Annotated in this window: 7 protein-coding genes and 1 riboswitch; of the genes, 2 read left to right on the top strand and 5 right to left on the bottom strand. The window is 61.3% G+C overall.

Annotation, left to right across the window (positions count from 1 at the left end; genetic code table 11):
* Positions 1 to 327: 327 nt before the first annotated feature.
* A complete protein-coding gene (locus Q0248_RS02105) occupies positions 328 to 1,548 on the top strand; it encodes a hypothetical protein (protein ID WP_299319171.1) in 1,221 nt (406 codons plus the stop codon).
* Positions 1,549 to 1,693: 145 nt separating this feature from the next.
* Here the strand turns inward: Q0248_RS02105 and Q0248_RS02100 are convergent, their stop codons facing one another.
* On the bottom strand, positions 1,694 to 4,003 hold the full coding sequence (locus tag Q0248_RS02100; protein ID WP_299319169.1) for an outer membrane beta-barrel protein: 2,310 nt from the start codon (positions 4,001 to 4,003) through the stop codon (positions 1,694 to 1,696).
* A 98-nt stretch (positions 4,004 to 4,101) separates the two neighbouring features.
* Entirely contained in the window at positions 4,102 to 4,524 is a 423-nt protein-coding gene (locus Q0248_RS02095) for a histidinol phosphate phosphatase (RefSeq protein WP_299319166.1), read from the bottom strand.
* A 560-nt stretch (positions 4,525 to 5,084) separates the two neighbouring features.
* Here Q0248_RS02095 and Q0248_RS02090 point away from each other — a divergent pair.
* Entirely contained in the window at positions 5,085 to 7,364 is a 2,280-nt protein-coding gene (locus tag Q0248_RS02090) for a TonB-dependent receptor (protein ID WP_299319164.1), read from the top strand.
* 119 nt (positions 7,365 to 7,483) lie between these two features.
* A riboswitch (cobalamin riboswitch) is annotated at positions 7,484 to 7,702 on the top strand.
* A gap of 394 nt (positions 7,703 to 8,096) precedes the next feature.
* Here Q0248_RS02090 and Q0248_RS02085 read toward each other — a convergent pair.
* The 3 genes from Q0248_RS02085 to Q0248_RS02075 all read right to left on the bottom strand — a co-directional run.
* On the bottom strand, positions 8,097 to 10,157 hold the full coding sequence (locus Q0248_RS02085) for a family 20 glycosylhydrolase (RefSeq protein ID WP_299319161.1): 2,061 nt from the start codon (positions 10,155 to 10,157) through the stop codon (positions 8,097 to 8,099).
* A gap of 246 nt (positions 10,158 to 10,403) precedes the next feature.
* Positions 10,404 to 12,800, bottom strand: a complete 2,397-nt coding sequence (locus tag Q0248_RS02080; RefSeq protein WP_299319158.1) for a polysaccharide biosynthesis tyrosine autokinase — start codon at positions 12,798 to 12,800, stop codon at positions 10,404 to 10,406.
* Between the two features lie 12 nt (positions 12,801 to 12,812).
* Positions 12,813 to 13,530: polysaccharide biosynthesis/export family protein (locus Q0248_RS02075; RefSeq protein WP_363316756.1), on the bottom strand; the 718-nt coding region annotated here is incomplete at its 5' end.

The raw sequence follows: 13,530 nt of genomic DNA, 5'->3' as shown, positions 1-13,530 counted from the left end.
GTGAGGGATATCAGTCAGCGCACTGAGAGACGTCTGTCGCGGGGCTGAGGGCTATCAGTCAGCGCGCCGAGGGATATTCCTCAGAGAGCTGAGACAAGGCGCTTGACGTGTCCAGCCGCTGCGTCCCTTTAGCTGACGCACTCCACGCCCACGGCTACGTACAGGAGGTGCCTTCGCCCACACACGGACGCGCATGGCAAGCCCTCAGATAGCGAAGCAAAGGGACGGGCTTACCCCAGCAAAAGCCGAGGAGCGCTACCCTGACTTTTGGACTAGGGTAGCGCTCCTTTTATAGCAATTCGTTACCTTTGCACGTTGATTATGAGTATGAAGAAGCATCTAGTGTACGGCCTTGCCGCCCTGACGCTCCTAGCGAGCTGCCGCAAGGACGAGCCCACGCCTCAGCCTAAGCCCGAGGACCCGAAGAAGGAACAGCCCCAGCCCGGCCAGCCCGAGCAGCCCAAGCCCGAAGAGCCTAAGAAGCCCGAGCAGCCCACGGAACCCAAGCAACCCGACACCCCCAAGCCAGACGAACCCAAGCAGGAGCGCCCCAGCGACTATACCCTAGCCAAGCGCCTGCAGGCAGCTTGGACCGTCAGCACTGCCCAGTACCTCAAGGCTCTGCCCTTCGACGCCTACTACGCCGAGGGCAAGAAGGAGGCTATCGGCCTCGAGCAGCTCCTACCGCTACTGAAGCTCACGAGCTCCACCGTCGAGGGTAAGACCTACACCCTCACGGAGGCAGAGCGCAAGGAGGTCAAGCTCCAGTCCCTCAGCTACCAGCCTACGGAGGGGAGCAGAGGTCAGTTCGCCCTCGTCCTGAGCTACAAGGGCGTACCGAGTGAGACGCTCTACCTGCCCTTCGACCGCCACGCCTACTTCGGCCAGTTCGTCCAGCTGCAGTCGGACTTCGCCCCCAAGCATTACCTAGCTGGCGTCTATGAGTACCTAGATGTCTACATGGGCGAGCTCCTCAGCTACGACCGCAGCAAGTATGCCGTGCAGCTCATCTCGGGGAGCAAGCAGCAGTCTGAGACGAGCCACAGCCTCAGCTTCCGCGTGCAGGTGACGCGCATCGGTACGACGGGCGACGACATCCTAGCCGTACTGAACTACGAGCTATCGGGCTTCAAGGCCCTCAGTAACCTCGGCTCGGAGCTCACCCTCGTCCATAAGTCGGGTCTAGGGACGAAGCTCTACAGCCTAACCAAGGGCGCTACGGACGAGGCCAGCCTACTGCAGCGCCTCAAGCAGCGCCAAGGGAGCTGGCTGCGCGAGGAGTACCTGCAGTTCGGCCTCAAGGTCAGCCGAAGCCTCGTCGACCTGACTTGGGACGAGAGCAAGCAAGTGATCTACGGCGGCAATGAGCAGCGCGGAGCTGCCCGTGACCTGTGGCTCAAGCGTCCCCGCTTCGAGCTGCGCTCCGCCAAGCAGGAGGGTACGAAGCTCTACCTACAGATCGCGCTCGTCTCCGTCGGGGACCTAGCCTTCGGCGATGAGGCTCCCGTGCTGCCGCTGACGGTCATCGGCTTCCGCCCCGAGCGCTAAGGCGCGCCCCTCAGCGAGGCAGCTTCCCGCCCCCACCTATAATAGCAAGCCCCCCGCCGCACTGCTCCGAGAGCAGTGTGGCGGGGGGCTTGCTTTGAGGCCTGAGCCTAGGAGGCGAGGCGAAGGGAAAGGCGGCGGGACAGGGCTAGTGACCTGTCGTCACCTGGAGGCCATCTTCGGCGCCGCTGCGGAGACGGTCTGCTTGCTCTTCCTGGCGCAGCTTGTTCTCCTTCAGCTTACGCGAGCCGAAGCTGTAGTAGAGGCTCAGGGAGACCTGTGGCGTATACCACTTGTTGACGAAGTCCAGCTGCGTCGCGCCGACATCATAGCGGCCGCGGGCCTTGTTCGTCCCGAAGAGGTCATGCGCCGCGAGCTCGATGCGCAGCGGCCCACGCACGTGGCTGAGGCTGCCATCGACAAAGTACTGCGGCTGCATGGCGAAGAGCTGGTAGCGTAGCGCACTGTAGTAGGTGAAGCTCAGATCTAGGTACCAGCTATCGGCGAGGCCCAGCTGATGCTTGTGCATGAGGTAGCCGGCATTCGTCACAGCGGAGAAGGGCGTCCCCAGCACCGAGCCCGCGTCCCACTGACGCTGCCCGACGAGGTAGGTCTGCGCCCACCAGCTGAAGCCCTTGGACTGATACAGCGGTAGGGGCAGAGCGATGAGGGCACGCAGGTAGCGCGTGTAGTCGAGGTTCGTCGGGCGAAGGGTCAGCCCATCCAGCGCCTCCACCAGCGGATGGCGCATATCGCGGTAGCTGAGCTCGAGGCGTGCGGCGCGGCGGTAGCTATAGGCCAGCTGCAGCTGATGCCAGAGGGCAGTGCGCAGCTCGGGGTTCCCCGTGCGGGTGAGGTGCGAGCTCACTGAGCCCTCATAGGGCATGAGCTTCCCGAGCTGGGGACGCTCCTTGTCGCTGAGGAGCTGCAGCTCCAGGCGATGGCGTGGCGCGAGCTGATAGGCCAGGAGGAAGGAGGGGGTGAAGTAGACCTTGTCCTGCTTGTAGTCGAGGGCGGGCGTACCAGAGGGCGCGGCAGGCTCGATGCGTCGGCGCTCCGTCAGCAGGCTCAGGCTCAGCTCCCAGGAGAAGGCGCCGACCGTCTGATTGAGCGTAGCGAAGCCACGTAGATAGTGCTCGGAGGCGCGTCCCTCCTCGCTCTGGCGCTGGTAGCGATGACGGTAGCCGAGCCCCTGGAGCTCGACGCCAGTGCTGAGCTGCAGGCTCTCGGTAAGCATCGCGCCTATGCCTGTCTTGAACTGATAGAGCGTGCTGCGCTCGCGCCGCTCGAGGGAATTATCTCCCATACCTGCTGGGGCGCCATCGAGCTGACGCCCTGGGTAGGACACTTCATCCCCGTGCAGACTGAGCTCGGCCGAGGTCTCCCAGATGAAGTGCTCCCGCTGCAGCTGATGGTAGAGCGTCGAGTAGAGCTGCTGCGCCTGGAGCTGGCGCGCCGTGCTCCCGTGGTAAAGCTTGTCTCCTGTCCGTGTATAGAGCAGCTGCAGCCCCAGGAGCTGCTCCTGGGTCAGCTGCAGCTCATCGCCCAGCCCGAGCTGGTGCACCTGGCGCGGACGCTGCTCCTGACGGTCCTGATAGTCGCGCCCTCGGAGCGTGAGATCCAGCGTCTCCAGGCGGTGACGGGACTTGAAGCTGTAGTAGCCGTAGCCTCTGTGCCGCCCGCGCTCTAGGTCGAGGCGCAGGGCGAGGTGCCCCGAGAGGTAGTGCTGCTGGATAAGGCTCCCTTGTCCAAAGAGCAGCATCATGTCCTTGAGCTGACGGCGGCGGCGTATGTTGATCCCAGGGGCACGGTCGAAGCTCCCCATAGGCTGCAGGATCAGCTCAATGCTCTCGACCTGCTCCATCGGCAGGTTCTGGAGGAAGGCAAGGACGGAGCCGACCGGCGCGTGACTGGTGCTGCGGCCATCGACATAGATAGCCATCTCGGTGAAGCCATAGAGCAGCGGCAGCTGGTCTCCGTGCTGGGTGATGCCGGGTAGCTGCCGTAGCATCGTCAGCGCGGTACCGCCCGCGGCCTGCTTCCACTGGGAGCCGGAGATGACCACACGGCTGCCCTGATAGCGGAAGGTAGGCGCCTCGGCCGTCACCTCGACGGCGCTCAGCTGGCGTGCGATCTCGGGGCTCAGCACCCCGAGGTCGCGGGGCTCGGTGAGCTCGAGTGCCGCCAGCAGCGTCTGCCGCTGCCCTTGGTACTGCAGGACGAGGCTGTAGCGCCCACGCGGAGCGGCGAGGACGAAGTGCCCCCGATCATCACTGACGGCCTGCAGCGCGCTGTACTCGGGCAGCGGTGTGCTGGGCTCGAGGCTCAGGATGGCCGAGACGATGGGGCGCTCGCTGCCGCGCTCCACGAGGCGGCCACGTAGCTCGATGAGCTCGGACTGCTGCGCCGAGAGGCTAAGTGTGAAGAGGAGCAGAAGGAGGGCAAGGAATCGCTTCATAGTAGCTCTGTGTATTTAGTGTAGGTATGCAGGTTCGCCTCGAGCTGCTGCGCCCTAGGCCTCGGGGCGTGGGGCGTGGCCGGGGGAGGTGCGGGCGGCTATTTCTTCGCCGTCTTGTGCCCCGAGGCCTCTACGCGCTCGTAGCTAACGTCGTGGAGGGAGAAGTACTGCTTGGAGGGCAGGAGTGTGACGGCGGGGCGCTCGATGTGGACATTGGGATTGAAGGGCTGACCGAGCTCTACGGCCTTGCTCTTGAAGGTGGGCTTGAGGCGTCCGAGGCGACCATAGTCGACGATCTCGCCCTGCGCTACCAGTTCGCGCGCCATATCAGCAGCGAGGTTGAGCACAGCCTGTACTTCGACGTAGTTGAGGGTGGTACCGCGGGCGACGAGCTCGCAGAAGCGCTCGAAGTCCACGCAGCGGCGTCCCGTGGGCTTGGCCACCTGCATGACCTTCCCTGCGTGCTTGCCGAGGACGAACTTACGCTCGGTGAGGACGTACTGCATAGCTTTGCTTGCCATGATATCATATAGATTAGGGCCTCCGATACGAATCTCAGCGCGGGCGGAGGCTAGGCCTCGCGAGGAGACATAAGCATTACCTGGAGCAAAGGTACTGATCTTCGCGGGAGAAACCATATAATTTGGCGCGCTAAGTACCATAAGTTCCTCGCCGAAGTTATATTACTTCAGCCAAGACCTTATATTACTTTGCTCGGGATATAATAATACTTCTCCCGAGATATTATATAAGTTCTCGGGAAAAGTTATATAACTTTCGGACAAATATTATATAACTTTCTGCCGAATATTATATAACTTTTCTCCGATTCTTATATTACTTTTCTCGGCTCCATCAGGCACTTCGCTCTGCCTCCTCAGTCCCTTCGCTCCGCCCCACAGATCAGTTCGCCGCGCCTGCCTAGGAAAGCAGGGGGCAGCACACAAGCAGTCCGCGCACGGAAAGCACTCTAGGCGAGCGGGATTCCTTATCTTTGTACTGCGCTCGGAGGGCTATAGAGCATGCTTCGATCCTCCACACAGCGCCAAGACATTTATCTAACCCAAGACCTTAATTGAGTATGAAGAAGTCGCTACTTCTCTTGCTTGCGCTGCCCCTGGCCGTGCAGGCTCAGTCAAAAGGCCCCTTCGACAGCACACAGATGCTGGGTGAGGTCATCGTACACGGGGCACGTGTCTACGCCCCCAACGCCGTCCTCAAGATCCCTGCAGCGCAGCGCGAGGTGCCCCTGACAACCAACATCCTCCCGCTGGAGAAGATCCAGCTGATGGGCTTCACCGATCCCGCACAGGCTATGCGCGACATCCCCGGCGTCAATGCGATCAAGGACTACGGGGGCTTCCACATGTTCTTCCTCCGTGGCTTCTACGAGTCCGTCGTCCTGACGGACGGGATGCGCGATGAGCGGCATGCCCTCTGGCAGTCCGCCCCCTTGACGGGGATGGCCGCTGTAGACCACATCGAGGTGCTCAAGGGGGCCGCCTCCATGAGTGTAGGCCACTCGGCCCTCGGTGGCGTCGTCAACATCATCAATAAGCAGCCCAGATCCCGAGCCAGCTACGAGGCGAGCTACACCAGGGGCAGCTGGGGGACGAATCGGGTGACAGCGGGCGCAACGGGTGCCCTAAGCAAGAAGCTCAACGCCCGCGCCGACGTCGAGTATCTCGACAGCGACGGCTGGCGTGGCAACTACACTAAGCAGGCCAATGCCTACGCCGCCATCGACTACCGCATCCACCCCAAGCACCGCCTCGGTCTATCGCTTATCCTCAGTCGCGATCGCTTCCGCGGCGACTACGGTCAGCCTCATTTGGCGTGGGACGTCTACGACAGCGCCACCGACCAGCTCGCCTACAAGATGGGTAGCTTCCCCAGCAGCGAGCCCCATTCACGCGCCTACACCGACCCCAACGAGTTCCTCACCAACAAGGCAGTGAAGCTCCAGGCCAAGTATCAGTACAAGATCGACCGCAACTGGCAGCTGACGAACCGCAGCTTCTTCTCCTACGACAGCCTCAACTACTACTCCACCGACGGGCTGAACTACCTGACGGGCAGCGAAGCCACAGGCGCCAAGCACTACTACCTAGACGGCACGACGAAGGTACCCATCCTGATCGACCGCGTACGCCGTGACGGCTTTGCCTTCGCCTACGGGACCCTAACGGCACAGAACCAACTGGAGCTGACAGGGCGCACCGAGCTCGGCGCCACACATCATGCCCTACTGGCAGCCTATAACTTCTCCTTCCTCGACCTACGTCGCCTAGACCGTGCCACCTACTCAGGGCCAGGCGTCGGCTCCATCGTCACACTGACCGATCCTGTCCTTGATCAGGGACCTATCTACACGAAGTACAGCCGTATGCAGGTCTTCAGGGACGTAGTCAATAGCCTCTCGGTACAGGACTTCATGACCTGGGACAAGCTCTCGCTGCTGGCGGGGCTGCGTCTGGACAACTTCTACCGCGACTACGGCATCTACAACACCAATGACCGCGAGCGCCTCGACCGCACGACGGATCAGAAGCTGACCAATACCGCCCTGACCTATCGCCTCGGCGCGGTGTACAACTTCACCAAGAGCTTCAACGTCTACGCCTCGCTCTCGAGCTTCTTCAAGCCTCAGCTGATCTCCCTCTCTCCCGAGGTCGTCTATATGAATCCCGACGGGAAGGAGATGAGCCCCGAGGAGCTCAAGAGCTTCAAGCCCATGCGGGGCCGTCAGTGGGAGGTGGGGCTGCACCTCGACCTCGGCACGCAGCTCTCGCTCAGCGCCGCAGCCTACCACATCCGCCTGGAGAACCTCGTGCGTACCAACCTCGGCGTCGCGGCCGACGGGCGTAAGATCGGGGGTGCCGTCGGGGCCTCCGTCAGCAAGGGGATAGAGCTCGACCTGAGCTACGTGCCCACGCGCTACTTCGACTTCAGCCTCGGCTACTCGCTGACGGACGCGCGCATCGCGGAGTTCACCTCCAGTCACTTCACCCGAGAGGTCATGGCAGGCAATCGCCTGACGCGCGTCCCCCGCAGCAAGCTCACGAGCTGGGCCTTCTTCAACACGCTAGGGGCACACCGCCATAGCCCAGGCTCAATGCGTCTCGGCTTCGGGCTGGAGTACAACGGCGACTACTATTCGGATGACACCAACCTCATCAAGGTACCCAGCTACACCGTCGCCCATATGGTGCTGACCTTCGAGGCGATGGAGGGGGTACGCATGCAGCTCAATGTGAATAACCTCTTCAACGAGAGCTACTACCGCACGGTGATCAATAGCACACAGTTCATCCCTGCCGAGGGGCGCAACGTGCAGTTCACCACCTCGCTGAGCCTCTAGCGGCCTCGGCCCGAGCGCTCTAAAGGCTATCCCCCCACGGCTGTCCCCATCTTTACAGCAGATTTGGAATAGCGGTGAGGGGATATCTGTGTACTTTTCTTATCTTTGTGAAGGCTTTGTGCTCACCACACATTCTGTGTGCCGTGTGGTGGGCTTAAAAGGGAATCGAGTGTGAATCTCGAGCAGTCCCGCTGCTGTGTGCATATCATACAGCTTAGCTCCGAGCTCCGAGGCTGATGAGGCTGGGGAGCGCCACTGGTGGTTCTGTGTCACTGGGAAGGTAGGGGCTGAGACAAGGTATGCGAGCCAGAAGACCTGCAAGGCCTATCTTATGCTTCGAGGAAAGCTACAGCTGTGACCGAGCCCGCAAGGGGGCGGCGCGCTGGAATTGATTCCCCAAAGAGGGTGCTCACTCTTTCAAATCAAGGGAGCAAGTCGGTTCTCGCCGTATAATTTAGTGGATACGCCTCAGGTGGAGTGTCATGGTGGACGGGCATCGCTCGGCCTACGCGTGGGCTCCTTCCTGAGGCTTATTCATTCTCCCCTGCACGGGCGACAGCTACGATCCGCACGACTACTCGCCGCCCCTAGCCCAAGGCCTCGACTAGGCTCATCCCCGATCCGAGGCCTCCAGCCTATCATTCCACAGCACCATCCTATATATAAGTAAGGAGGGGTGCCTGCTCTACAGCATAGAGCGGGCACCCCTCCTTGGGTCTTAGGACGCGCAGGCTAGTGCTTAGGCTTGTAGTTCAGCACGCGCAGATTCGTCACCGTGCTCTTGAACTGCCCAGCTTCCTCAAGCGGGAAGACCAACGTACGTACATAGAACATACGTCCACGCTGGGGCACCTGGTAGACCTCGGGGGCAAACTGGTCAGGCGCCTCGTACTGCTGGTCGAGGCGAAGTGCGGGATCGCCCCCGACGGGCTGCGCGTAGAGCGTCTGACGGCCCAGACGCTCACGCAGGCGGCCATCGACGTAGAGGCTCGTACCCTCGTTGTCGCCCTCGATGGTGATGGTCACCTTGCTGCCTGACTGTGGCAGGCGGTAGCGGAAGGTATTGAGGTAGCCATCACGTGCGAAGCCGAGGAGGCCCTGACGCGGATCAGAGAGGTAGACCTTAGCCGTGGGACTCGAGAGGAGCACCGTCCCCTTAGCCTCCTCGCGGGGCTCGACGGTGAAGCTCACCGAGTAGTCGTAGCCGATCTCGAGGAGCTTCGCCCCGAGCTTCGCCCCTGGCTGCAGGCGCTCCAGGTGCAGCACCTCGCGCTGCTCGCCCTTAGCCCACAGGCCGAGCTCATGCACGCCTGGGGCCTCGCTAAGCGTGGGGCTCAGGCGCTGCATAGTCTCGTAGGGTACGGCAGTCTTGCCTGCCGTCCAGGTCTTGAGCGACATGTAGGGCAGGGCGTGCATGATGCGATGGTGGATATCCTTGACCGATATCCCATTGCCGTAGTGGTCATTCCACACGGCGAACATCCCCCCGAGGATGCAGCTGTCCTGCTCCTCGAAGCGCGTGCTGCGATCCATCAGCGCTGGGGTGTACTTATCGTAGAGCAGCTTGGTATCCAGGTAGTCATAGTAGTAGCCCGCCGCAGGGACGATATAGGTATAGCCGTCGGGAATGCTGACCAGACGCTGACCCTCTTTGCGCGCAGCGGAGGCATCGAGGAAGTCGCGCGACCAAGCGAGGAGGACCGCCTTATCCAGCTTGACGGGCGTCTTGCCGTAGGCGTGCTTCAGCGAGCCCCAGAGGTAGGCCTGCTTACCGAAGCTCTCCACGTAGCGCACGTAGCGGTCGGTGAAGGCACGGAACTTCTCACGCAGCTCCTCGGTAGCATTGCTGTACTCGTCGGTACCGATATTGAAGTGCTTGCTACGGAAGACGGGATTGGGCCCCGCGAGGTACTCACGGAAGAGCGCGTCGATGAACTCGTAGGTCTTCGGATTGAATATGTCCAGGTGGTCATCCCCCTGATCCTTGGACGCGAGCTCGGGGCGGTAGTGTGCGAAGGCCAGCGTATGGGCGGGGACGTCGATCTCGGGGATGATGTCCACGTGCTGCGCCTCGGCCTGCAGCTGCAGGTCGATGAACTCGCGCTTGGAGTAGGAGGCCCCCTTAGGTGCTAGCCCAGGGAAGGTCGTGCTCTCGAGGCGGAAGGCCGCGGAGGTCTTCGCCCAGTCATTGCCGAAGTACTGCTTGAAGCCATTGTCATTGAGGTGCAGCTGCAGCGTGTTCATCTTGTAGTAGGCGAGCACCTTGACCAGCTGACGCAGGTAGTCGATGGGGATATACTTGCGCCCGACGTCCAGCATGAAGCCACGCAGCGCATACTGCGGGATGTCGGTCGTGCTGCCCTGGGGGAGCTGACGCTGGGCATCCTGCTCCGAGAGCTGCAGCAGCGTGCGCGTCGCCCAGTAGGCACCCTGTGCGGTGCGGGCACGGACGGTCGTCTGCTCGCGGATATCCAGCTGGTAGCCCTCCTCGCCGAGGGAGCTATCGCTGCTGAGGGCAAAGACGATGTCCCCAGCCTGTGCCCGTCTCGAGACGAGCTGCAGGCGCTGGCCAAACATCTGCTGGTAGTCGGCGGCGAGCGCCTCGGCAGCAGAGCGGAGCGCCTTGGACTTCGAGGCGAGGACGATACGTCCCGAGGGGGTGAACTTACCCTCGCCCCCCTGCCAGCTGGTGAGCTCGGGGACGACGAAGGGCTTGGCATTCTGTGCCAGGGCCTGCAGCGGCAGGAGTGCAGCCGCTGCAAGCAGACATAGCGTGTAGTACTTGATCTTCATCAGGAATGAGATAAGGTAGGGTCACCTGCCGCACACCGCAGTAGCGCTTCTTGTCCCCTAGAGGCTAGACAGCCCGCGCACCGCGGCACGCCTGACCGCCTCACACTCGGGGGACTAGAGCCTCACACCCGTACGAGGTGCTGCGAGGGACTCTGGTAAGAGGTATAAAGAGAGCGAGCCTGCGACCGCCCCCCGAAAGGGGAAGTCGTAGGCTCGCTAGGGTATGCGGATCAGTGGAGCGCGCGGCTACTTGCTCTGGGCATAGTAGTCACCATAGCCGTAGTTGTAGCCGTACTTGCTGCTGAGCTGGTCGACACCGTTGACGACGTAGGTCATCTGGCGGTACTTGTTCTCGCGGTAGAAGCGCTCGAGCTCGGGGAGCAGGCGCTTGTCCAGCACGCCGACACGTAGGACGAAGAGCGTCATATCCACCACCTCGGTGATGATGCTGGCATCGGCCACGATCTCGGCAGGCGGGCAGTCGATCAGGATGAGGTCGTAGTGCGGGCGCAGCTGGTCGAGGAGCTCGGAGAGACGCTCGGTCGAGAGCAGCTCAGCGGGGTTAGGCGGGATGATCCCTACAGGATAGATATCCAGCCCCGGCATGTCGGGATGCGTGTAGCGCAGCTCCGAGACCTTACTAATCTCCCCATTGAGGAAAGAGGAGAGCCCTGGCTTAGGGCGGTTGATGTAGAGCGAGAGCAGGGCGCGGCGTAGGTCGAGGTCCAGGACAGCGACACGCTTCCCCTTGAGGGCAAAGCTATTGGCGAGGTTCAGCGTGATGAAGGTCTTACCGCTAGCGGGATTGATGGAGCTGAGCATGACGACCTGGGTACGATCCTTCGGGAGCATGTACTGGATGTTCGTACGGAGGATGCGGAAGGCCTCGTTCATCTGGTCCCCACCCGCAGCCGTGACGACCAGAGGACGTACTCTATTGGAGTCGTGGGGCAGGCGGCCGAAGCGCTGTGCCAGGCGCGCCCTCAGGCTACGATACTTATTCATGTCGGGGATCTGCCCGAGGTAGGGTATCGAGAGGACTTCGGCATCCTTACGGCCACGGAGCTTCGTATCGAAGGTGTCGATAGCGAAGATGGCAACAGCAGGCAGGATGAGCCCCAGGACGAAGCTCGCCAGGAGGATGTTGCGCGTGACGGGCGAGGAGGGCTTACGCGAACCCATAGGCGGCGTGATGACGCGCGTATTGTAGGCAGCGAAGGACTGCTTGAGCTGCGTCTCCTCACGCTTCTGCAGCAGGTAGAGGTAGAGGGCCTCCTTGATCTTCTGCTGACGCTCGATGGAGATCAGGTACTTGGCCTGCTCGGGGCTGGAGGCTATGCGGGAGGTATTGCGCTGCTCGCTGGCCTGAAGGCTATTGATCTGTGTGGAGAGCGAGACGATGACGTTGTCCAGGCTCTTGGACACTGCGCTACGTAGCTCGGTGAGCGTATGCTCGAGGTCCAGCACGCGGGGGTTCGCCTCACTACTATTGGCCTTAAGGCGGTTGTAGAGGATGAGGTTCTTGTTGTACTCCCCGATGAGGCTCTCGACATGATCGCTACCGATGCCGGAGTTGGCAGGCAGCACGCGCCACTGGTTACGCTCGTCTAGGATGTAGGAGCGGATGTAGCGTGCCATGGAGATCTGGTTGCTCAGCAGGAGCAGCTGCGCCTCGGCCTCCTTGCTCTTGTCGAGGACGAGGCGGGTGACCTCATCGACGTTGGGCAGGAGGTTACGGCTCTTGAACTTGGAGATATCCCCGTCGACTGCACCCAGGTCACGCTGGATGACATCGAGGCGCTCATCGATGAAGCGCGAGGTCGAGACCGCCACCTGGTTCTTGTCCTCTACCCACAGCTCGTTGTAGACCGAGACGATGGTAGAGAGGATATCCTCGGCGCGCTGCGCGGAGACGTCGTTGTAGGTCAGCTGGATGACGGTAGATTTATCATCAACCAGGGTACCCTTCAATCCTGAGAGCACCCCATTGGCAGTATCATCGATACGAGAGATCGAGACCTTGACCTCCTGAGGGAGCTGAGCGGAGACACCCTGCACGGGGAGGACGAGGAGACGACCAATAGGGCTCTTGATGGTATCGCCATAGCGCGCCTTGATGGGTGCCTGCTGGAGCTTCTCCCCTGCGGAGACAAAGTCACTCAGCACAAGGCTACCATCGCTGGAGGGGCTGAGGACGAGGCTACTTCCCTCCTCGGGATCACGGTCGAGGAGCTGCAGACGCAGCGGCAGCTCGGTGCCATAGAGCGTATGGGAGCGCAGGCCGGTGCGGACGCTATAGTTGACATTCAGCCCAAGGCGACGTACGACCTCGGTGATGATGACGGGCGACTGGATAGTGATCAGCTCGTTCTGCACCTTCGACGAGCCCTGGAAGAGACCGAGGTTCTGGAAGGCGCTAAGATCCCCCGCGGAGGCACCATTCTCCTTATCCTCCTTAATTAGGATCGAGGTAGAGCGCGTGTAGACTGGCTGCGTGATGCTAAGGTAGAGCATCCCCAGCGACATGCAGATCACCAGGGAGAGCAGGAACCAGCGCCAGTGCGAGAGGAAGAGCTTGAGCAGATCGGGGAGACTAATGGAGGACTCCAGCAACTCCTGCTGCTGCAATTGGTCGGTATTCATGTAGAGCTAGTATTAACGACGGATGATGAGCAGGGCTACGCTGGTAGCGAGCGAAGCCAGCGAGATCCAGAAGGACGTCGAGAGGACATTGTTCCCATTGACCGTAGACTGGCGTGCGCGGTAGTTATTGGGGTCGACATAGATGACGTCACCCGCCTTGAGGTAGTAGGCTGGGGAGGCCATGAGATTACTTGCCGAGCGCAGGTCGAGGCGGTAGGCCACCTGCTGATCCCCCTCCTGACGCAGGAGCAGGATGCGGTCACGACGTCCGTAGATCGTGAGGTCCCCCGCGAGGCTGAAGGCATCAAGGATAGTCATCCTATCGCGGTCTAAGGCATAGCGTCCCGGACGCTGTACCTCCCCCAAGATGGACACGTAGAGGTTGGTCATCTCTACTGTCACTACGGGATCCTTGAGCAGTCCGCCAGCGATGATGCGCTGCTTGATGTCGGTGGCTATCCCATGTCTATCCTTACCCGCTACTTTAATACGTCCCAGCACGGGGAAGTCAATCGTACCATCAGGAGCTACGACGTAGGTCGACACCGAGGGGTTCTGATTAACAAAGCCTGTCTCCACCCCGACGCGATTCGTCACCACGGGGAGGTTGAACTGCGTGGCAAGCTCGGGGTCCTTACTGCTGACGACGATGGAGATGCGGTCATCGGGAGCGACGCGTAGTTCGGGGGCACGCTGCGCCAGGTCGATGACGGTCATGCTATCCTGATCG

Source organism: uncultured Porphyromonas sp., from assembly GCF_938046015.1.
In the GTDB taxonomy this organism is placed as follows: domain Bacteria; phylum Bacteroidota; class Bacteroidia; order Bacteroidales; family Porphyromonadaceae; genus Porphyromonas.
This window is presented reverse-complemented; position numbering and strand designations above follow the sequence as displayed.